We start from the raw sequence: 21,359 nt of genomic DNA, 5'->3' as shown, positions 1-21,359 counted from the left end.
AATTCTGTAGGAATTTGCCCGAGATTCCGCAAGAAGATAACAAAACCGGTGCAATCTTTGTCGATTTCGCGAGAAAACAGGCCCGAATCCGCAAGCGGGGCCTATGCGGCCTCTTTGCCCGCCAGCGCATCGAGAAAGGTATGGACCTTTTGGTTGAAAGCCTGAAACTCTTCCAGCGTCATGCCCGACCGCTCGATCAGCGTATCGCCGAGACATTTTGCCTGTTGGACCAGGTCTCTGCCGGCCTCGGTCAGCCAGACATGCACCTGCCGTTCGTCCGCGGTGCTGCGCCGCCGCTCGACCAGTCCCGCCTGTTCGAGACGCTTTACCGGCGGGGTGATGGTGCTGGATTCCAGTGAGAGCCGTTCGGCAATCGAACCGATTGTCAGCCCGTCCCGTTCGGCCAGCGCGCTCAAGACGAGATATTGCGGATAGGTGATGCCCATGGCGTCGAGCATCGGCTTGTAGGTCCGGTTGATGGCGATATTGGCCATATAAAGTGAAAAACAGAGCTGACTGTCCAAGGGGACGGGCGGGTGATGCGACATGGCGGACTTCCCAAATGGTCGAGTTGAACTTTGTATACCACGAAAAATGGTATCGCGATAATTTTTCTGTAGACGGGGCTTTCAATAGTGTTTATGCATATCGATATCGCAATAATTAGTGTCGCGATAATTAATGGAGAGCACGGTGAACGATCAGGCTAACAAAACGACACGCAGACGTATTATGATCGCGGGGCTGGGTCTTGCCGCTACGGCTGCGGTCCCGCCCTTCTTTCCAATCAGACAGGCATCCGCACAATCCGCAAACTCTGTTCAGAAGGAAAATAGCACCATGACCAGCAATACCATCACTACCAAGGACGGCACGCAGATTTTCTACAAGGACTGGGGCCCGAAAGATGCGCAGGCCATCGTCTTCCATCACGGCTGGCCGCTTAGCGCCGATGACTGGGACGCCCAGATGCTCTTCTTCCTCGCGCAGGGCTACCGTGTGATCGCTCATGACCGCCGCGGCCATGGCCGTTCCAGCCAGACCGATACCGGCAACGAAATGGACACCTATGCGGCCGATGTCGCCGAGCTTGCCGCGCATCTCGATCTGAAAAACGCCATCCATGTGGGGCATTCGACCGGCGGCGGCGAGGTTACCCGCTACGTGGCGCAATATGGCGGCGGCGGCCGGGTTGCCAAGGCCGTGCTGATCGGTGCCGTGCCGCCGGTCATGGTCAAGTCCGAAAAGAATCCAGGCGGCCTGCCGATCGAGGTGTTCGACGGCTTTCGTGCGGCGCTTGTCGCCAACCGGGCGCAGTTCTTCCGCGATATTCCAGCCGGCCCGTTCTATGGCTTCAACCGGGCAGGCGCCAAGGTTTCCGAGGGCGTGATCGACAACTGGTGGCGCCAGGGCATGATGGGCGGCGCCAAGGCGCATTACGACTGCATCAAAGCCTTCTCGGAAACCGACTTCACCGAAGACCTGAAGAAGATCGAGGTGCCGGTGCTCGTCATGCATGGCGACGACGACCAGATCGTGCCGATCGCCGACTCGGCGCTGCTTTCCCACAAGCTTTTGAAGAACGGGACGCTGAAGGTCTATGAAGGATTGCCGCACGGCATGGCAACCACCCATGCGGATGTGATCAATGCGGACCTGCTGGCCTTCTTCAAGGCCTGAGGTCTTCTGCCTGAAAAAGAAAAGGCGGCCGTGCAGACCGCCTTTTTTCATGTCCGGATGGATTTTCAGATATTGTTCTTCAAAATCTCGCGCAGCTTGCCGAAGATCTCGTCGATATGGTGTTTCTCGACGATCAGCGGCGGCGACATGGCGATGATGTCGCCGGTCGTGCGGATCAGGAGGCCGTTCTCGTAGGCCTTCAGGAAGGCGGAGAAGGCACGCCTGGTCGGTTCGCCGGCGATCGGATCGAGCTCGATCGCGCCGATCAGGCCGATATTGCGGATATCGATGACGTTCGGCAGGTCCTTCAGCGAGTGGAGACCTTCCTCCCAGTAGGGGGCGATCTCCCAGGCCCGCTCGAACAGACCTTCTTCCCTGTAGGTTTCAAGCGTCGCAAGACCGGCAGCCGAGGCGATCGGATTGCCGGAATAGGTATAGCCGTGCATGAACTCGATCAGGTGCTCCGGACCGTTCATGAACGCATCGTGGATTTCGGACGTCACCAGCACCGCCCCCATCGGGATGACACCGTTGGTGAGGCCTTTGGCAGTGGTCATGATGTCCGGAGTGACACCGTAATATTGGGCGGCAAAGGCTGTGCCCATGCGGCCGAAGCCGGTGATGACCTCATCGAAGATAAGAAGGATACCGTGTTTCGTGCAGATCTCGCGCAGCTTCTGCAGATAGCCCTTCGGCGGGATGAGTACGCCGGTGGAGCCGGCGACGGGTTCCACGATCACGGCGGCGATCGTGGATGCGTCATGCAGCGTGACGATGCGCTCCAGCTCGGTGGCGATGTCGCCGCCGTGCTCCGGCTCGCCACGGGTAAAGGCATTCTTGCCGGGCAGGTGGGTGTGCGGCATATGGTCGACGCCGGTGAGCAGCGTGCCGAACATCTTGCGGTTGGCGACGATGCCGCCGACCGAGATGCCGCCGAAATTGACGCCGTGATAGCCACGCTCGCGGCCGATCAGCCGGAAGCGAGAGCCGTTGCCTTTGGCACGGTGGTAGGCGAGGGCGACCTTCAGCGCGGTCTCGACCGATTCCGAGCCGGAATTGGTGTAGAGGACGTGGTTCATGCCTTCCGGCGCGATATCGACCAGGCGGTTGGCGAGTTCGAAGGCCTTCGGATGGCCGAGCTGGAAGGCGGGCGCATAATCCAGTTCGCCGGCCTGCTCGCGGATCGCCTCGGTGATCTTCGGCCGGCAGTGGCCGGCATTGACGCACCAGAGACCTGCCGTGGCGTCGAGCACGTGGCGGCCGTCATGGGTCGTGTAATGCATATCCTTGGCACTGACGAAAAGACGGGGTTCCTTCTTGAACTGGCGATTGGCCGTGAACGGCATCCAGAAAGCCCTCAGATCGTTGGGCGTGGTATTCAGGCGATTGGACATGAGGCTCTCCATGGCCATTCGGATCATCGGGTGGCCATTTCCCGGTCGGCGGTTCCACGCCAAGTTTTGACTGCATGGTCAAATTATCAGGGGAAGCGGGGCCGTCAACCGCATTTGCAGACGAGAGGTAAGTCCATGACGACATCATACTCCGCCGGCAACGATTTCACCGCGGTTCGGATTTGGCAATCATGCGACAAGTCAATAGACAGCCTTACCTTCGGCCATGGATGCCGGAGGCTAAGTCAAGGCAGTAAAGACACTATGTCTGCGTCGTCAGACCTAAGCGGCGGCGGACTTCTTTTGAGCCGGCGCGCAATAAATCTCTTCCAGCGTCTCCAGTATTTTGATCACCGATTCAGATGAACTGGAATAATAAATCGTCTGTGCATCGCGGCGGGTCTTCACCAGTTTCTGAGCGCGCAGCTTGGAAAGATGCTGCGACAGTGCCGACTGGCTGAGACCGACCTGCGAAGCGAGCGCACCGACAGCGACCTCACCTCTTACCAAGCAGCACAGGATCATCAACCGCTTCGGATTGGCCATTGCAGACAATAAGCCTGCCGCTGCGGTGGAATGCTCGGATAGTGCCATCGTGTCCATAAGTTAAAACCCCTCGTCTTTCAAAGCGGCCCCCCGCTTTAAAATTCACCCTTCGTCGTACATGCGAAAATTAACAAGCAGCAAAAGGGATTGTATATCCCTAAATTTCGGGTAACCCGATTATTGAACTTTAGACATGGTAAAAAGATAATCAAGCACGGCCTCCGGCGAGGCCGCAAGCTCATCGAATTCGTGTCTGAGTTGAAGATCGCCATCGACAATGTCGATTCCGGCTCGATCGACACCCGCGAAACGCCAGTTCCTCCCGTTTTTCGCACCAAGGCGGGCGGCAAGTTTCTCTGCTGCATCGATCATATTTTTTAAACTCTTTGAGAGTTCGAGCCATTCCGGAGCGGTTCCCGGCTCGGGAATGATGAGATCGGCTCCTGCCAGGACATAGGCGCGGCCGAATCCTCCGTTGAGCGAAGCGCTTTGCGGAACGATTCGGAAGAAGCGGAAATCGGCGAAATCTGCATACAATGCGGCTTTCGGATGCCGATCGAGGAAACGGCTCCGGATACGGGCGTGGTCGGGCGTATCCCGGACAACGCTTTCGGCAAGCGCCTGTACCGTGATCCTCGGATGGGCGAGCGGATCGCCCTTGCCAGGCTCGCCGGCCAAAAGCGAGCAGCGGGGATCGGCAACAAGCCCTTTGGTATGACCGGAAAGGGCCGAGACGAGGATGACCGGCACGCCGTCGACATCGATGCCGGTCAGCGCCCGACTGACGGAGGGGAAACCGGTTTCCGGATCGAGGACAGCGAGCGCCATATAGCGCGCGCCGCGCACCAGCATGCGGGCGAGGCGGCGAGCGTCGTCGTCTGTCTCGCGCAGCACACTGGGCTTATCGGTCTGGGATTCGTCAGCCATCTCGTCCCTCTGCTTCCGTTGGCCGTCGTTCCCGGCATCGGCAGGACATACCATCTGCGGTGACCGGACGAAAGCCGACCGAATGTCTCAGGTTAGGCGTCAGCCGGTTCGGCGGCGGTGGCGGGTGAGCCCTGCGACCACGTCCTCAGCCGAAATAGTGCCGATGATCGTTCCGTTTTCGACCACGCCAACCGCACCCGGCTGGCGGGAAAGGGCGTCGAGGATATCGATCAGCGGCGTGTCGGAAAGGGCGGTCGCGGAGACCGGGGTCGCGCCGGCCGCGGCGGTGACGCCCGGACGCATCACGTCGCCCGCCGTCAGCATGGCGATCGGGTTCATGTGCTGCACGAAATCGGCGACATACTGGTCGGCCGGGGCACGGACGATTTCCTGCGGCGTACCGCACTGGATAATGCGTCCGCCTTCCATGATGGCGATGCGGTTGCCGATGCGGAAGGCCTCGTCGAGATCGTGGCTGACGAAGAGGATGGTCTTCTTGAGCCGCCGCTGGAATTCCAGAAGCTCGTCCTGAAGCCGGGTGCGGATCAGCGGATCGAGCGCAGAGAAGGGCTCGTCCATCAAAAGGATCGGCGCGCCGGTCGCAAAGGCGCGTGCCAGGCCGACACGCTGCTGCATGCCGCCGGAAAGCTCGCCCACCTTGCGGTCGGCCCATTGCGTCAGATTGACCAGGTCGAGCTGTTCGCCGACGCGCTTCCTGCGTTCCGCCTCCGCGACACCGGCGAGCTCCAGGCCGAAGCCGACATTTTCCGAGACGGTGCGCCAGGGAAGCAGGCCGAATTGCTGAAAGACCATGGAGACCGTATGCATGCGCAGATCACGCAGGACCTTTGTGCCTGCCCTGTAGGGATCGACCGGCCCCGACGGGGTCGCGACGCTGACCGAGCCGCGCACGACCGGGGCAAGCCCGTTGACGGCGCGCAGAAGCGTCGACTTGCCGGAGCCGGACAGGCCCATCAGCACCAGGATTTCCCCCTCGTGAATCGTCAGCGAAGCATCCGCGACGCCGAGCACGATGCCGGTTGCAGCGCTGATCTCATCGCGGCTCTTGCCCTGGTCCATCAGCGGCAGTGCACGCTCCGGATCGTCGCCGAAGATGATGTCGACGTGGTCGAAGACGACGCAATCTGTCTTCCGGGCAATCATGCACCATCTCCCTTGGATGTCCGGAACATGCGGTCGAGGATGATCGCCAGGATGACGATGCACAAGCCTGCTTCGAAGCCTCGGGCGATGTTGACGGTGTTGAGCGCCCGTACGACGGGCACGCCCAGGCCATTGGCGCCGACAAGGGCTGCGATCACCACCATGGAAAGCGACAGCATGATCGTCTGGGTGAGACCGGCCATGATCTGCGGCATGGCGAAGGGCAGTTCCACCTTGCGCAGCACTTGGCCGCGCGTCGCGCCGAAAGCAACTGCCGCTTCGGTCAAGGCACCGGGCGTTGAGACGATGCCGAGGCGGGTCAGCCGGATCGGCGCTGGAATGGCGAAGATGACGGTGGCGATGAGGCCGGGCACCATGCCGAGACCGAAGAGGATGAGCGCCGGGATCAGGTACACGAAGGTCGGGATGGTCTGCATCAGGTCGAGGATCGGCCGCATGATCTCGTAGACCCAGGCGCGGCGGGCCGCGGCAATGCCGAGCGGTACGCCCACCGCCATGCTGACGGCAGTCGAGGCAAGCACCAGCGCCAGCGTTTCGATCGTTTCCTTCCAGTAACCCTGGTTATAGATGAGGAGCAGCCCGAGACAGGTGAAGAGCGTGATACCCGCCGAACGGCGCAGCCACCAGGCGAGCGCGGTGATAAGAGCAACCAGCACATAGGCGTTCGGCCATTGCAGGACAAAAAGCAGGGCGTCGATGACGCTCGACAGTACGGCCGACAGCCAGTCAAAGAACCAGTCGGCGTTGGCGGTCAGCCAGTCAACGAAATCCTTTGCCCAGTTGCCGAGGCGTATCTTTCCGCCGGAATCCACCAGCCATTCGGGAAGCCAATTCACGTCTATGCCTGCCTGATTCGGAGGGAACTATCGGTGAGGGCATGCGGGCCGGGAGACCGGCCCGTCCGATGATCAGAGGCCGAGTTCGGACTTGACCGCTTCGAGGCCAGGCTTGCCGTCCTTGGTGGTGACGCCGGCGAGCCATGGTTCGATTGCCGCGCCATTCGCCTTCAGCCATTTGGTGGCGGCGTCTTCCGGCTCATCACCGTCATTCAAGATGCCGCCCATGATCTCGTTTTCCATGGCCAGCGAGAATTTCAGGTTCTTGATGAAAGCGCCGACGTTCGCGCACTCTTCCGTGAAGCCGGCGCGCACATTGGTGAATACCTCGGCGCCGCCAAAATTCGGCCCGAAGATATCGTCGCCGCCGGAGAGATAGGTCAGCTTGAAGTTGCTGTTCATCGGATGCGGTTCCCAGCCGAGGAAGACGACCGGCTGACCGGCCTTGTCGGCGCGGGCGACCTGGGCAAGCATGCCCTGTTCGGAGGATTCCACCACTTCGAACCCCTTGAGCTCAAAGGTGTTGCTCTCCACCATGTCGAGGATGAGACGATTGCCGTCATTGCCCGGCTCGATGCCGTAGATCTTGCCTTCGAGCGCATCCTTTTGCTTGGCGATATCCTTGAAATCCTTGATGCCGAGCTCGGCGCCCCTGGCGTTGGTGGCAAGCGTGTATTTGGCGCCCGTCAGATTCGGCCCAAACGATTCGACCGATTTGTCGTTAAGGTAAGGGCGAACGTCCGCCTCCTGGGTCGGCATCCAGTTGCCGAGGAAGACGTCGATATCCTTGTTCTTCAGCGAGCTGTAGGTGACCGGGACGGAAAGGACCTTTACATCGGTCTCGTAGCCGAGTGCCTTGAGGAGGACACTTGCGGTGGCCGTCGTGGCGGTGATGTCGGTCCAGCCGACATCGGAGAATCGGACCGTGCCGCAGGCTTCCGGCTCGGCGGCGGAGGCGCCCGTCGCAAGCACCAGCATGGAGGCGGCGGCTGCGAGCGTGATCTTCAGCGAGGTGGTGATGCGCATGACTTGCTCCCCTGTCTTTCTGGTTCCCGCCATTATCAATATCTGTTGAGGCGAGGCAAGCGCGTGCATTCGCGGCGGGACATGGGGGCCATTTGCGACATTTTCGATGATCCTGCTGCCATTCTCCTGTGCCGCAGGCGATATCCGATTTGTTCGCGAGTCGGGGCGGATCCCGGAGGGGTTCAAACGCGCGTCCCGTATGCGCGAACGGCCGAGCATTCGCAGACTGTATCGGGGGAATTCGGACGCAAGCACAGTGCGTGCGTCCGAGTGCCGATTCGATCTGACGGCTCTCAGGCCGCCTTTTTCCGTTCGGCAGGGTGAAACCTGCGGAAGCCGATGTTGATCCGGTTCCAGGCGTTGGTTTGCGCGATCAGCAGAGTGAGGTTTATCTGTTCGTCCGCAGTAAAGTGCTCGTTCAAGACTTCGTAGACATCATCCGGAGCATGGGTTTCGGAAACCAGCGTCAGGGCTTCGGTCCAGGCGAGGGCGGCTCGCTCCCGGTCGGAATAAAGCGTGGATTCGCGCCATGCGCTGAGAAGGTGAAGCCGGTCTTCCGTCTCTCCGTGCTTGCGGGCATCCGCAATGTGGTGGTGGATGCAGAAGGTGCAGCCGTTTATCTGCGCCGCCCGCGTCATGACGAGCTCTCTCAAAAGCGGCTCAAGGCCGTTGGTCTGAATCGTCTTTCCCAGCTCGATCCACGGCTGCATTGCAGCGGGGCTTGTGGTGAAGGGGTTCAATCTCTGTGTCATCGTCGTCTCCTTTCAATCATTTTTCGATCAATACGAAAACATGACGACCGGAAACTGCCGGATGTGACATGACGTCGAATTTCTGCTGCCAAACAAGAGCCGGGCTATGCGAGATATCTCCTGGCCGATTCTCCCGGCATGTTGCCGCAGCCGCGTTCGAGTTTCCTGTGGTTATCGGCTTCGCCCGCTTTCCTCGAATCCCGATCGCGAGCAGAAGCGGGGCATGGCCAAGCTCTATTTCCACTACGCGACGATGAATGCCGGCAAGTCGACCATGCTTTTGCAGGCCTCCTACAATTATCAGGAGCGCGGCATGCGCACGGCGATCTTCATCGCTGCGCTCGACGACAGAGCGGGCGAGGGGCGGGTCGCGTCCAGGATCGGCCTTTCCTCCGATGCGATCCCTTTCGGGTCGTCCGACGATCTCTTTTCGGCGATCGAAGCCATGCATGCGCAAGAAGAGATCGCCTGCGTTTTCGTGGACGAGGCACAGTTCCTGTCCGCCGAGCAAGTGTGGCAGCTCGCACGTGTCTCCGACCGGATCGGAATTCCGGTCATGGCCTACGGACTGAGGACCGATTTCCAGGGCAAGCTCTTTCCCGGCTCGCTGGAGCTCCTGGCGATCGCCGACGAACTGCGGGAAGTGCGCACTATCTGCTTCTGCGGCCGCAAGGCAACCATGGTGGTGCGGCTCGACGCGGAGGGCAATCTGGTGCGCGAGGGCGCACAGGTCGACGTCGGCGGAAACGAGAAATATGTGTCGCTTTGCCGCCGGCATTGGGAAGACAGGATGCGCTGCGACTGATCGCGGTTTGATCTTCGTTGGCTATCTGAGACGGAAAGCCGCGGCAGTGCGACGAGATTGACTCTGGTCAAAGCCGGCAATGGGGATGATGAGTAGGCATTCTGGCCATTAAAAGTCATGTTTTTTCAGGAGTGCTTACATGCGCAGAAACGCGACAAAGACCTTCACCCTTGCTGCAACGCTTGCTCTTCTCGCCCTTCCGGCCTTCGGTGCCGAGATCGAAGTGAAGATGCTCAATAAAGGAAGCGATGGTCAGGCCATGGTGTTCGAACCGGCGGCGGTGAAGGTGCAGCCCGGCGACACAATCAAATTCGTCGCGGTCGACAAAGGGCACGATGTCGTCTCTATGCCGGGCCTCGTGCCGGAGGGCGTCGCCCCTATCAAAGGTAAGATCAGCGAGGGCGTTTCGTTCACCGCCGACAAGCCGGGCGCCTACGTGTTCAAATGCACGCCGCATTACGGCATGGGCATGGTGGCTCTGGTCGTGGTGGGCGACGCACCTGCCAATATCGACGCTGTGAAGGCCACGAAGATGCCGAAGAAGGCGAAGGAAAGGCTGGAGGCGGAAATCGCCAAGCTCGGGCTCTGATCTTTCTCCGGTCTTTTCCTGTCCATTGTCGCTGCGCCGCCGTGGCATAATTTCCCGGCGGCGCTATCTTGTCTGCGACCGGCAGGAGAAGCGGCGTGGCGGAAACCCAAGCTTTCGACAGCGAAATGGAGCGCATCGGCGACGCGTTGGTGGCAATGCGCGAAGCGTTTGAGCCGCCGGCGTCGATGCTTGCCGAAGCGGTTGAGGGCCTCATTCTTCCCGAGGAAGCGAAGCTTGCGATCGAAGCGGAACGCTTCAAGGCGAGCGGGCCTGGACGGCAGGCGGTCGAAGCCGCCTTGGCACATCTCGTGGCGGGGCTTGCGGCCGAGATCGAGTTCCGGGCCTGCGAATTCGACATGCGTGAGGTTCCGACGCGATTCGAGAAGCTGATCGGCCTCGTATCGAGGAGCGCGATGCGCCGCCGTCAGTTGGCGCGTTCGCGCAGGTCGGTGTCGCTTGACCATCTTGCCGAGCTGCTGAGGCGCGCCGACCGGCTTGCCGCGCTCGTGCGGGCAGAGCGCGTAACTCTCCTTGCACAGCGCAGCAAGGGCGAAGCCGATCTGAAGGCCTTCATCGACCACCGGCCGGACATCATTGAAAAACTGCATGGGGAGAACGGAGAGGCGATGACGGGCGTCGAGGCTGCGCGCCGGACGGAACATTTCGTCGCGGTGTTCCAGACCTTCATCGATGGGCTCAATGCCGGCGTCGGCACTTGCAATGTGCTGATGCACAAGCTCCTGATCGACGTGGAGGACCTGCTCATCCTCTACCAGGTCTTTTCCGAGGTCGTGTCGCGGTACGGCGACAAAGACCTAAGGCCTGAAGACTTTCCGAACCTGTTTCCTGAAATCGAGCGTTTCTCCAAGGGTATGCTGAGCGTCCACGGTCTCGACCGGCGCAGGGACCTCGCCAATGAGGCCTTTGCCGAGCGGTTTCCGGCCGAAGCTGTCAGACAGGCGGCTGCCGTGGCACATCCGGCAGGGGCGGGTTGGCGGTTGCCGGCGATCTCCGATCTCAAATTCATCCGGCCCTGACCGCGACGAAACGCCCCTTCCGATTCCAAAACATCCCACAGTTGATTTTTGTCCTTGTCTTCGGCAGCCGAGCCAATATGTGTTGAGCAAATCCGATGCCCGCCCGACAGGAGACTGCGATGCTCGACGGAATTACCGCCTTCTTCCAACGGATCGGCCAGGCCGTCGGTAGAGGCATCGGGCTTCTGGTCGCCTGGCTCATCTGGCCGTTCATGGCGGCGCATGGCTGGTATGGCCGGCGTCACTGGATGGTGAAGGGGCCGATCCTCGCTGTTCTCGCGCTTCTCATCGGCTTTTACGGCTACTTCTTCTGGCAGACGCAGATCTGGAGCGGCTTCAACCCGAATTTCGTCGACAGTTATCGCTGGTCGGAACGCACCACGCCGGCCGGACAGGAGCTACCGGCCGCAGCCTCCGCCGACGGCAGCGCGACCGCAGCCGCCACGAACGCCAGGCAGTGCCAGTCGTCGGCGATCGTCGATGCTGTTGCCGACCTCACCGACATGAACGTCAATCAGAACGCCTGGATATCCTCGATGCTGCTCTATCGGCTCGGCTTCTTCGGCGTCGACTGGGATCACACTCCGTTCCTCGACAACAAGGCCTCGTTCCAGCGCGGCGTGAACCAGGCCGTGCGGCGCACCTCGAGCGAACTCGTCGACACGCTGGGGCGGGTTCGCGGCACATCCGGCATCAACAGCAACCTGCAGGACGCGCGCGGCAATCTGCAGTTTGACGAATATTCCTGGTATTTCGGGCTCGATCCCTTCGGCTTCAAGACACCGACGCCGGCCTATTATCGAACTGCGATCGAGAAGCTGAGGACCTTCAACAGGGATCTTTCAGCCTGCAACGCGACCTTCGACACTCGGGCCGACAACCTGATCCAGTTCATCGACCGGATCGCCAACGACCTCGGGGGAACGGCGGCGATCCTGCGCGATCGTTCGGAAAATCACGGAGGCGGCTGGTTCGACACGCGTGCGGACGACAGATTCTGGTTCGCCTACGGTCAGCTTTACGGTTATTACGCCGTGCTTTCGGGTGCCGGCGCCGACTTTTCCCAGGTGATCCGCGAGCGCAATCTCGGGCAGATATGGAATGAAACGCTCAACCGGTTCCGTGCCGCGTTGCGAATCCAGCCGTCGATCGTCTCCAATGGGCGCGAGGACGGACTGATCATGCCGAGCCATCTCGCCGTCATGGGCTTTCATACCCTGATGGTCCGCTCGAACCTCGTGGAAGTGCGCTCGGTGTTGGATCGGTAGGTTGGGAAACCACCAGTCAAGGGTTGGGCTCGTCGAGAAAAAACGTGGCGCCGGGGCGTTGAGCGAAGAACTCGTAGGTGAGACCGACGACTTCGCCACCGGTGCCCGGCCTGTCGCGAAACTTGCCGACGGTGCGGACATATTTATAGTCCTCGGCGTCGGCCCTCACACGATAGATATTGTGGTAGATCAGCTTCTCGGCGCTGGCTCGCTCGAAGGTTTCCATCAATTGCGGCATGTCGTCTGGATGGATACGGGCGGTGATGGCCATCAGGTTCACAGGTCCATCCTGCGGCTCCAAACCGAAGAGGCGACAGAGGTCCTCGGTCGCGAAAAAATGGCCAGTGTCCAGATCGATCCGCCAGAAGCCGTATAGACGGAATGCCGAGGCGAGTTCAACCACCTCGTCAGGCGAGAGGCCAACTTCCTGATATTGAGTATTGACGCGTTTTTCGGTGTGTTGAACCCAAAACGGCAATCTCTTCCTCCCCCAGGCCGGGAAGGTGTTCCCGGGCTTACATTATCAGTCTCAGCCTGAGCGCCTTAGCTACCAACTGGGTGCGGTTGACGCAATCCAGTTTCTTGATGGCATTGGTCATGTAGGCGTTCACCGTATGATCCGATAACGAAAGAATGCGGCCAATTTCAGCAGAGGTCTTGCCTTGCGCCGTCCAGCGGACGACCTCCAGTTCACGACTGGAAAGCGGGCCGGCGCCCACCGTTTTGGCGCTGCGGCGGATCTTGTCGAAGACATCGAAGGCATGCAGCACGATCATGCCGATCTCGTTGAGTTCCACCTGGGTCAGCCGCAGCCGAGTGCCATCGAAACGCAGCAGGAAGCGGTCGCCGTCGATCGAATTCAGGGCCATGGCGACGCTGGTAATCAACTTGTAGCGGCGCTGCAATTCCTCCATGGCTGCGGGGATCGCAAAACCGCGTACGTTCTCGGACTCTTCGAGAGACCAGCAATAGGGCAGAACCGATCTGGAGATGATCGGCGCGACCGGGCAGAGACGCAGGAGGCGGCGGCGGTCGAACTCCTGGATATAGGCGGGAGGCAGCGTCGTCTCGACGATCATCCGCGATACCAGAATCTCATCCGGCGAGCCTGCGGCAAAAAGCGTGACGTGCCGGAACCCGAACTCATGGGCGACGCGCTTCATCGCCGCAAAGATTTCCCCTGGCGAATCCGCTGTGGAAATCTCGCTGTTCAAGATCGACTGCCGTTCCAGAGTGATCATACGAGCAAAGCTGACAGGTGTTTATGTTATGGTTAACAAATATATAAATCTGTTTGAATGACCAACAAAATTTCGTGCAATGCAGCAGATATTCGCCCGTTTTATGATAGTCAATCAGTTTCTTTTTGCTATTTCAGGAGCTTAGCGGGAAGGTTTTTTTAGACCGGGATATATCCGGTTCCCTTAATCTCCTCCATCACCGCATAGGTATGGGTTTCCCGGACGCCCGGAAGCGGGAGAATCACCTCCGAGAGGAATTGCCGGTAAGCTTCCATTCCTGCCACCCGCGCCTTCACCAGATAGTCGAAACCGCCGGCCACCATATGGCATTCCATCACGTCGTCACTGCGTTTGACGGCGGCTGCGAATGCGTCAAAAACGTCAGGAGTCGTGCGATCGAGCTTGACCTGGACGAAGACGAGCAGGTTGCGGCCGAGCTTCTCCGGCGAAAGCTGTGCGCTATAACCGAGGATATAGCCCTCGCGGGTCAGCCGCTTGACGCGCTCGGCCGTCGCCGTCGGCGAAAGGCTGACGCGATCTGCGAGCTCTATATTGCTCAGACGCCCCTCTTTCTGGAGCGCCCGGAGGATCTTGCGGTCGAGACGGTCGAGTTCCTTCATGTTCCGCTACAAATCGAGGAAAGCGCAGTTTTATTTCCAGTAAATATCATGAAAATCCGCTGAAACAACCAGAGAATTCCCGCTATGTGGAGAATGAAACGGAGATGCCCATGAGCGACCATGTCCCTGCCGAACGCTTCATTCCCTTTAACGCGCCCTATGCCGGAGATGACGACCGGCTGATCCGACAGTTTGCGGCCCGCACAAGCTTTTCGCCCGCACAGGATGCGGCGATCGACCAGCGGGCCAAGCGGATGATCAATGCCATCCGCGATGGCGGGGGCAAGGTCGGCGGCGTCGAGGATTTTCTGCGGGAATACGGCCTTTCGACGCGGGAAGGGTTGGCGCTGATGGTGCTCGCGGAGGCGCTTCTGCGCGTGCCGGACGCGCTGACCCAGGACCGCCTCATCGAGGACAAGTTGCGCGAGGGCGGCTGGAGCGCCCATGAAGCCTCCGGCGAAAGCTGGTTCGTATCGGCTTCCGCCTGGGCGCTTGCCGTTTCGGCCCGTGTCATCGGCCCCGGCGAGACGCCGGAAGGAATCTTGCGCGGTCTCGTCAAGCGTGTCGGCTTGCCGACGGTGCGCAGCGCGACGAAGCAGGCGATGCGTTTCCTCGGCCATCATTTCGTGCTGGGCGAAACGATGAAGGACGCACTTTCCCGCGCCGCCAAAAGCGAGGAGAAGGGATACCGCCATTCCTTCGACATGCTGGGCGAGGGCGCCCGCACGGCCGAGGATGCCAAGCGCTATTTCCGCTCCTATGCCGACGCGATCCAGGCGATCGGTGCGCATATGGCGAAGCATGGCAAGGGCAAGCAGCTTCCCGACCGGATGGGCATTTCGGTCAAGCTCTCGGCGCTGCATCCGCGCTATCTCGCTACCCATCGCGACCGGGTGATGAAGGAACTCGTCCCCGCGCTCACCGACCTTGCCCGCATGGCCAAGGAACATCAGCTCAATTTCACCGTCGATGCGGAAGAGGCCGACCGGCTGGAACTGTCGCTCGACGTCATCGCTGCCGTCTTCTCCGACCCGTCGCTTTCCGGCTGGGACGGCTTCGGTCTCGCCATCCAGGCCTATCAGAAGCGTGCGGCTGCCGTGATCGACTATATCGATCAGCTCTGCACGACGCTTGGCCGGCGCATGATGGTGCGGCTCGTCAAGGGCGCCTATTGGGATACGGAGGTGAAGCGTGCGCAGGAACGCGGGCTCGAGGACTATCCGGTCTGGACGCGCAAGCCGGCGACCGATCTTTCCTATCTCGCCTGCGCACAGCAGCTTCTTTCCAAGCGTGCACGCATCTTCCCGCAGTTCGCAACCCACAATGCGTTGACCGTCTCGACCATTCTGGAACTTGCAGGCCCGGATCGCACCGGCTTCGAATTCCAGCGGCTGCATGGCATGGGCGAGGCGCTCTATGACGACCTGCTCGAAAGCAACGACCGGATCGCCTGCCGCATCTATGCGCCGGTCGGCGGCTATCGCGACCTGCTCGCCTATCTGGTGCGGCGGCTGCTGGAAAACGGCGCCAACTCCTCCTTCGTGGCGGTTGCCGGTGACAAGCAGGTTCCGGTCGAAAAACTGCTGGAAAGGCCGGCGGCGCGGCTCGGTCTCGACGACGGCATCAGCGCCCGGCACAAACAGATCCCGCTGCCCTCCGATATCTATGGCCGTCGCAAGAACAGTGCCGGTTTCGAGTTCGGCCATCGCGAAAGTCTCGACAGGTTGATGGGGGATTTGTCGAAGCCGCTGCCGGAGGTGAAGGCCGGGCCGCTCGTCGCCGGTGTGACCTCCAGGGCGGAGGAAAAGCGGGTCACGTCGCCGGCCGACCGGTCGAAGGCCGTCGGTACGGTGAAGGAGGCCACGCCTGCGGATGTGGATGCTGCGTTCATTGCAGCCGGCAAGGCGTTCAAGGCCTGGTCGCGCCAGCCGGTGGATACGCGCGCTGCGTGCCTGGAACGCATGGCAGGTCTGCTCGAAGAAAACCGCAACCGGCTGCTGGCATTGCTCGCCGCGGAAGCCGGCAAGACGCTGGACGACGGTATTGCGGAAATCCGCGAGGCGGTGGATTTCTGCCGCTACTATGCCGACAAGGGGCGCGAGCTTTTCGGTGCGCCGGTGCAGATGCCGGGGCCGACGGGTGAGGACAATCGTCACCTCTGGCGCGGCCGCGGCGTATTTGGCTGCATCTCTCCCTGGAATTTTCCGCTGGCGATCTTCCTGGGTCAGATCTCGGCCGCGCTGGTCGCCGGCAACACGGTCGTCGCCAAGCCTGCGCCGCAGACGCCGCTGATCGCCTATGAGGCCATCAAGCTCTTTCACCAGGCGGGCGTGCCGGCAGAAGCGCTGACGCTCTTACCGGGTGGGCCGGATGTCGGTTCTGCCATCACGGCGCATCCGAGGCTCGCCGGTGTTGCCTTCACCGGTTCCACGAAGACGGCATGGGCGATCAACCGGGCGCTTGCCGCCAAGGACGGTCCGATCGTGCCGCTGATCGCAGAAACCGGCGGCATCAATGCGATGATCGTCGATGCAACCGCCCTTTCCGAACAGGTGGCGGACGATGTGGTCATGTCGGCGTTCCGTTCGGCGGGCCAGCGCTGCTCGGCGCTGAGGCTGCTCTTCCTGCAGGAGGACGTGGCGGACGGCATGCTGAAGATGATCGAGGGAGCGGCGGCCGAGCTCAATCTCGGGGAGCCTTCGAAGCAGAATACCGATGTCGGGCCGATCATCGATGAGAACCAGCGGCAGATGCTCGCCGACCACGTGGCCGAGATGCGCGTGAAGCAGAAGGTGCGTTATGCGGGCAACGTGCCGGAGAAGGGCAATTTCTTTGCGCCTCACGTCATCGAACTCGACAGCCCCGCGGCGCTCACCAGAGAAGTGTTTGGCCCGGTGCTGCATGTGGTGCGCTGGAAGGCGAAAGAGTTGGACAAGGTGCTTTCCGCGATCGACGCAACCGGCTACGGGCTGACGCTTGGCGTCCACAGCCGCATCGAATCCACCATTCGCAAGGTGACCGAAGCGCTCGATACCGGCAATGTCTACATCAACCGCAACATGATCGGCGCGGTGGTGGGCACCCAGCCCTTCGGCGGATCAAAACTTTCCGGCACCGGCTTCAAGGCGGGCGGCCCGGCCTATCTGATGCGGTTTGCCGAGGAGCAGGTGATTTCGGTGAACACGGCGGCGGCTGGCGGCAATGCCAGCCTGATCGCGATCGGCGAGGGGTGAGGAACGGTCCGGCGAAGCCGGAGCAATCGATCCGGTGAATCGATTGCAATGACGAACGCGCTGAGCGAAAGCGAAGCGCCGGGAGACGATCACCCCCCGTTGGCCGGTACCACCGGTGCCGGTTCTACGATGTTGGTCTTTTTCTCGATAGAGCCGAACAGGTTTTCCATGATGAGTGCAAATGCGGCGCCCAGAATCGTCTCTACTGCCCCCAGTCCACGTTTGAGCGAGGTAATCGTGGAGATGATGCCAATCTCGTATGAGCGCAGGAGCCAGAAGATCGATACGAAGAAGCTGAGGACGATCACGATCGAAAAAACGTAGAAAAGGCCGTTGGCCCTTTCGGTTTTGACGACGATGTCCCGCTGCTGGTTCCTGATCACGAAAAGGAGCGCGCTGATGAAATAGGCGGCGGTCAGAGGCGCCACAACGAGCACTGTGTCGATCCGCTCGTCATATGTCAGCCTGTTGTCTCCCGCAAAAATATAGCCGGCAAATCCGATATGGCCAAACAATATGGCAAGCGACGTAAATATGATGAGATACCCTTTCGGCATTTATTCCTCCATCGTTGTCCTTGGGTATTTCGTGATTATGTGCGATGTCACTTCGCTCTGGAATGTTTCTATGCAGTAAGTCGCCGTTTTGGTGTTGTTGTGTTCGGAATTGTATTTGTCGGCCGTCGGCGGATTTTCTTTTTTTCCGGACGCTGCCAGCGTATCGTTTTCTATATAGACGACCTGAAGCTGATCGTTCTGCAGCGGGGGACCCAGGCGAAAGGTCACCAGGGTCTTGATCCAAAAGTGTTCGCTCATGGAATAGCCGAAGGTGTCCGAGTGATAGGTACAGGTCGCGGCGATCAGCATCGGCCTTGGCGGGTGCATCCTGCAATCCCGGCCCGCGAAAAGCGACATGAACTCCGTGCTATCCTCCTGTGCGAGAACCCCTTGGCTGTAAAGCGTGTGGAACACATTCCTGACGGGAATTCTCGCGGTCTTCGTCGATTGCGGGAAGATCGATGGCGGCGGTTCCATCGGAATGCCGCTGTTTTGAAGGATCGTCGGTGTCAGGTCGTTGGTGAGCAGGGCATCCGGCACCGAGATCATGGCGATGTCGTTGCCGGTGCCGAGCGTCTGGATGCCGGCAGTCTCGTCCAGTGCCAGGCTGGTTGCGACCTGCCAGCGTGAATAGTTGCGGCGGCTGTCGATAATGCCCACCGTCTCGCTGAACGCTTCGGGAGAATAGGCCTCGCCAAAGGCTTCCTTCAAAAGTTCCTGCTTCTCAAGGAGATAGGCTCGATAAGCCGCCAGGCCGTAGCTCGTCAGATTCGACCTGTACCACTGCTTTGCGAGATCGGCGGCCGCAGCCGTTGCGACCGCCAGCGGCGCGGTCATTTCGGTTTCACGGTTCGGCAACTCTCCGGAAACGGTCTTCCATGTACGGAAGCCGTCGGTGTCGCCGGTCTTCTTGAGTTGAACCGCCTTCGTATGCCCTCCGAAATCGAAGTTGAGATCGAACACGCCCTCGGTCGGATTGGCGCCCTTGATTGGCACTTCAAAGCGCGAGCCTTGTTTCGTAAACCCCTTGTACGAACCGATCAGGGTTCCGTCGTCTTGTACGCTTAGGTCAACAATGCCGTTCTCGGATGTATAGAACGACCAGTCGGCGGCAGATGCGGCCGTTGCCGATGTCGCAACAATATATGCCGTTGCCGATAGTCTGCCGATCTTCCGCAACATGGCACCCCAGCCTGTTACTCGTTGCTCAACCAATGGTAATTGATGGCGGAAATATTGCAATCATATTTATCCGCGAGCAATTCCGCGGAATGATATGTGGAATCACAGTGACCGCCGGCAGAGCTATCGCATGATCTTACGGAATCCGAATTTGCAGCAGTAAGGCGCGAATATTTCAAAGAAGAACGCCGCACCTTGGTGGCACGGCGTTTCCGGTCTCGGGTAGGGAATGATCAGAACTTCTTGCTGATGGAGACTTTGAAGGTTCGGCCCGGCTCGCTGTAGTAGTCGCGGCTGGCGATGGTCGTGCCGTCCGGTACGCTGACGGCGTCCCAGTATTTCTTGTCGAACACGTTGAAGACACCTGCCTGCACCTTCAGGCCCTTGACGTCTACGTCACCGATCTGTTCGGGAGCCCACCAGGCGGACAGATCGACAATGCCGTAGCCCGGAGCTTCGAAGCCGCTGCCGCTAACCTTATCGCGGTCCGCCGCCATGGTGAGCGAGACGTCCGTGCCCCATGTTTCCTGCGCATATCCCAAGCCGACGATCGCACGCAGCGGAGCGACCGAGTTCAGGTAGGCGCCCGTTCCGGTATCACGTCCGTTGGTCCAGGCGAGCGAGCCCCAAGTGCGCCAGTTCGGATGGAACTGCCATTCGCCCGCAAGCTCAATGCCGTAGATGCGGACCTTGTCGAGGTTTTCGTAGCCGGTGATGCCGGCGATCGGATAGATGTTGCCGGGATCCGGAAGAGAGACTGTATCGATGAAGTTGCGATAGTAATTATTGAACAGGGTTGCCGAGACGGAATAGTCGGTTCCGACGTACTTGGCGCCGATCTCGAAGCCGTTGCTGGTTTCAGTTTCCAGATCGGGATTACCGATGCGGGCATAGGAGCCCGGCTGACCGTAATTCTGGTAGAGTTCCAGAGCAGTCGGCGCACGGAAGCCGCGGGCGTATTGCGCGAACAGTTCGAGTTCCTTGGTCGCCTGCCATGCGATGCGGAGCTTCGGAGAAATGCCGAAGTCCTCCGCCGAATTCAGATAGGACGGGTCGTAGTTCGGGCTTCGCTCGAAGGCCGCCGTGGATTTGGGATCGTAGCTGTACCAGTCGACGCGGACGCCGGGCGTCACCGTCAGGCGATTATCCATCAGCTTGATATCGTCTTCGACGAATGCGCCGAAAATGAAACCGTCGACATCCGGCATGTCGGAAGCGTTGGAATGCAGGAACCGGCACGCCTGCGGGCCAAACGGGTCGGGGATCGTCGTCCAGTCGACATCCGGGCAATTGTCGACACCGGCGGAATATTGATGGGTCTTCTGCCAGTAGAGTTCGCCGCCGAACCGGAATTCATGCGTCGCTCCGCCGATCTGCAATTCCTTCCGGGCATCGCCGGTGATGCCGTAGGAGGTCTGCTCGATCATGTTGTCGCGTTTGTAGACGCCGTAGGGAGGCCCATACAAGAAGGGGTCGCCCGGAATGATAAAGCTTCGGCCGTCGCGCAGCCGGATCGCGTCCGTCGTATTGTTCAGCTTTTCCTTCTGCCAGTAGATGTTGACGCTTGCCTGGTCGACGATATCAGTGCCGTCCGGCGAAATGAAATCGTAGGAGCCGGAGAAGCGCTTGCGATCGACTTCCTCGCCGGACTTGAAGCTGCCCTGCTCATAGCTGGACGTCGTGCCGCGCATGTTGTCGAAGTCCTCGTCGCGGTTGAAGAGGTCCGCCGTCAGCCCGAAGCGGTGACCGCCTTCCAGATACTGATGGAACTTCACGAGGAGATTCTTCTGAACGAAGTCGGCTGGATTAGCTTCCGTGCGGCTCGTGCCATAACCGCCGATGTACCCCTGGTTCTCGGTCTCGTGGCCCTTCTTGTAACCGCCCTGGACGAGCAACCAGCTATCGTTGAACCTGCCTGCGATCGCGGCATTGCCGCCCACGCTCTGGTCCGCGCTGTCATAGGTGGTTTTGGTGAGTGCGCCGAAATTCTTGCCTTCCTCGATCAGGTCCTCCGGATTGAGGGTGCGCAGTTCCACGACGCCGCCGAGCGCGCCGGAGCCGTAACGGCTGGAATCGGCTCCCTTGGTGATGTCGACCGACGACAGGCTGTCAAAGTCGAAGGAATTGATGCCGCCCTGGGCGCTGTCGCGCGGGTCGGTCAACCAGGGCAGGCGGATGCCGTCGATCGTCGTCAGGACGCGCTGGTCCTGCAGACCGCGGATATTGACGCTCTTGGTGTTGCTGTTGAAATTCACGCCGGCATCGATGCGGCGGGCGAAATCCTTGAAATCGGTGACCATGCGCTCCTGGATCTTTGCGCGCTCGGTGGTCTGCGTCAGGGGGGAATCGGCAACCCGTCCGCCTTTCTCCGCCGTCAGCACGATCGGTTTCAGTTCCGTCGACGGGTCGTCCGTCGTCGCCTCCTGTGCATAGGCCGTGGAGGTGATACCCAGTGCAACGACCATGGCAGTTCCAGCCCAA

20 protein-coding genes are annotated in these 21,359 nt (G+C 60.2%); 6 read left to right on the top strand and 14 right to left on the bottom strand.

Translation table 11 applies throughout. The annotated features are described in order from the left end of the window. Window positions 1-101: 101 nt before the first annotated feature. Window positions 102-548: a MarR family winged helix-turn-helix transcriptional regulator gene (locus tag J2046_RS17950; protein WP_210054134.1), complete on the bottom strand. Its 447-nt coding sequence runs from the start codon at window positions 546-548 to the stop codon at window positions 102-104. A gap of 292 nt (window positions 549-840) precedes the next feature. Between J2046_RS17950 and J2046_RS17945 the strand changes: the two genes are divergently transcribed. Next, window positions 841-1,680 (top strand): alpha/beta fold hydrolase, encoded by an 840-nt coding sequence (locus J2046_RS17945; RefSeq protein WP_210054133.1) that lies wholly within the window; start codon window positions 841-843, stop codon window positions 1,678-1,680. A gap of 65 nt (window positions 1,681-1,745) precedes the next feature. Here the strand turns inward: J2046_RS17945 and aptA are convergent, their stop codons facing one another. From aptA to J2046_RS17910, 7 genes are all read right to left on the bottom strand, one after another. Next, on the bottom strand, window positions 1,746-3,074 hold the full coding sequence (aptA, locus tag J2046_RS17940) for an omega-aminotransferase AptA (protein ID WP_210054131.1): 1,329 nt from the start codon (window positions 3,072-3,074) through the stop codon (window positions 1,746-1,748). Between the two features lie 282 nt (window positions 3,075-3,356). Beyond that, window positions 3,357-3,677 carry an ArsR/SmtB family transcription factor gene (locus J2046_RS17935; RefSeq protein WP_037148133.1) on the bottom strand — a complete coding sequence of 107 codons (321 nt, stop codon included), beginning with the start codon at window positions 3,675-3,677 and terminating at the stop codon, window positions 3,357-3,359. 120 nt (window positions 3,678-3,797) lie between these two features. Beyond that, on the bottom strand, window positions 3,798-4,547 hold the full coding sequence (locus J2046_RS17930; RefSeq protein ID WP_210054129.1) for a HugZ family pyridoxamine 5'-phosphate oxidase: 750 nt from the start codon (window positions 4,545-4,547) through the stop codon (window positions 3,798-3,800). A 99-nt stretch (window positions 4,548-4,646) separates the two neighbouring features. Next, window positions 4,647-5,711: a choline ABC transporter ATP-binding protein gene (choV, locus tag J2046_RS17925; RefSeq protein WP_210054127.1), complete on the bottom strand. Its 1,065-nt coding sequence runs from the start codon at window positions 5,709-5,711 to the stop codon at window positions 4,647-4,649. Then, the gene (gene choW / locus J2046_RS17920) at window positions 5,708-6,568 is read right to left on the bottom strand and encodes a choline ABC transporter permease subunit (RefSeq protein ID WP_210054125.1); all 861 of its coding nucleotides are present in this window, start codon (window positions 6,566-6,568) and stop codon (window positions 5,708-5,710) included. The genes choV and choW overlap by 4 nt, the downstream gene beginning before the upstream one ends. A gap of 72 nt (window positions 6,569-6,640) precedes the next feature. Then, a complete protein-coding gene (locus J2046_RS17915; RefSeq protein ID WP_210054123.1) occupies window positions 6,641-7,594 on the bottom strand; it encodes a choline ABC transporter substrate-binding protein in 954 nt (317 codons plus the stop codon). 293 nt (window positions 7,595-7,887) lie between these two features. Further along, a complete protein-coding gene (locus J2046_RS17910; RefSeq protein ID WP_210054121.1) occupies window positions 7,888-8,346 on the bottom strand; it encodes a carboxymuconolactone decarboxylase family protein in 459 nt (152 codons plus the stop codon). 223 nt (window positions 8,347-8,569) lie between these two features. Here J2046_RS17910 and J2046_RS17905 point away from each other — a divergent pair, with 223 nt between their 5' ends. The 4 genes from J2046_RS17905 (at window position 8,570) to J2046_RS17890 (ending at window position 12,045) form a co-directional block, all read left to right on the top strand. Then, the gene (locus tag J2046_RS17905; RefSeq protein ID WP_210054119.1) at window positions 8,570-9,151 is read left to right on the top strand and encodes a thymidine kinase; all 582 of its coding nucleotides are present in this window, start codon (window positions 8,570-8,572) and stop codon (window positions 9,149-9,151) included. A gap of 139 nt (window positions 9,152-9,290) precedes the next feature. Continuing rightward, the gene (locus J2046_RS17900; RefSeq protein ID WP_210054117.1) at window positions 9,291-9,740 is read left to right on the top strand and encodes a pseudoazurin; all 450 of its coding nucleotides are present in this window, start codon (window positions 9,291-9,293) and stop codon (window positions 9,738-9,740) included. Window positions 9,741-9,835: 95 nt separating this feature from the next. Further along, window positions 9,836-10,777 carry a hypothetical protein gene (locus J2046_RS17895; protein WP_210054115.1) on the top strand — a complete coding sequence of 314 codons (942 nt, stop codon included), beginning with the start codon at window positions 9,836-9,838 and terminating at the stop codon, window positions 10,775-10,777. Window positions 10,778-10,896: 119 nt separating this feature from the next. Further along, entirely contained in the window at window positions 10,897-12,045 is a 1,149-nt protein-coding gene (locus J2046_RS17890; protein WP_210054113.1) for a DUF2333 family protein, read from the top strand. A 16-nt stretch (window positions 12,046-12,061) separates the two neighbouring features. Here the strand turns inward: J2046_RS17890 and J2046_RS17885 are convergent, their stop codons facing one another. The 3 genes from J2046_RS17885 to J2046_RS17875 all read right to left on the bottom strand — a co-directional run bounded on the left by J2046_RS17885 (window position 12,062) and on the right by J2046_RS17875 (window position 13,906). Then, on the bottom strand, window positions 12,062-12,523 hold the full coding sequence (locus J2046_RS17885; RefSeq protein WP_210054111.1) for a PAS domain-containing protein: 462 nt from the start codon (window positions 12,521-12,523) through the stop codon (window positions 12,062-12,064). A 37-nt stretch (window positions 12,524-12,560) separates the two neighbouring features. Continuing rightward, on the bottom strand, window positions 12,561-13,286 hold the full coding sequence (locus J2046_RS17880; RefSeq protein ID WP_210054109.1) for a helix-turn-helix transcriptional regulator: 726 nt from the start codon (window positions 13,284-13,286) through the stop codon (window positions 12,561-12,563). A gap of 158 nt (window positions 13,287-13,444) precedes the next feature. Beyond that, window positions 13,445-13,906, bottom strand: coding sequence for an Lrp/AsnC ligand binding domain-containing protein (locus J2046_RS17875; protein WP_037148112.1), 462 nt, complete (start codon window positions 13,904-13,906; stop codon window positions 13,445-13,447). Between the two features lie 110 nt (window positions 13,907-14,016). Between J2046_RS17875 and putA the strand changes: the two genes are divergently transcribed. Next, the gene (gene putA, locus J2046_RS17870) at window positions 14,017-17,139 is read left to right on the top strand and encodes a bifunctional proline dehydrogenase/L-glutamate gamma-semialdehyde dehydrogenase PutA (RefSeq protein WP_210054107.1); all 3,123 of its coding nucleotides are present in this window, start codon (window positions 14,017-14,019) and stop codon (window positions 17,137-17,139) included. Between the two features lie 89 nt (window positions 17,140-17,228). On the opposite strand, the gene J2046_RS17865 is transcribed toward putA, so the two are convergent. The 3 genes from J2046_RS17865 to J2046_RS17855 all read right to left on the bottom strand — a co-directional run bounded on the left by J2046_RS17865 (window position 17,229) and on the right by J2046_RS17855 (window position 21,343). Further along, window positions 17,229-17,696 carry a hypothetical protein gene (locus J2046_RS17865; protein WP_210054106.1) on the bottom strand — a complete coding sequence of 156 codons (468 nt, stop codon included), beginning with the start codon at window positions 17,694-17,696 and terminating at the stop codon, window positions 17,229-17,231. Next, complete coding sequence (locus tag J2046_RS17860) at window positions 17,697-18,878, bottom strand: hypothetical protein (protein ID WP_210054104.1); 1,182 nt, start codon at window positions 18,876-18,878, stop codon at window positions 17,697-17,699. Window positions 18,879-19,111: 233 nt separating this feature from the next. Next, window positions 19,112-21,343, bottom strand: a complete 2,232-nt coding sequence (locus J2046_RS17855) for a TonB-dependent hemoglobin/transferrin/lactoferrin family receptor (RefSeq protein ID WP_210054102.1) — start codon at window positions 21,341-21,343, stop codon at window positions 19,112-19,114. Window positions 21,344-21,359 lie beyond the last annotated feature (16 nt).

It is taken from the genome of Neorhizobium petrolearium (assembly GCF_017873175.1).
Classification (GTDB): domain Bacteria; phylum Pseudomonadota; class Alphaproteobacteria; order Rhizobiales; family Rhizobiaceae; genus Neorhizobium; species Neorhizobium petrolearium.
This window is presented reverse-complemented; position numbering and strand designations above follow the sequence as displayed.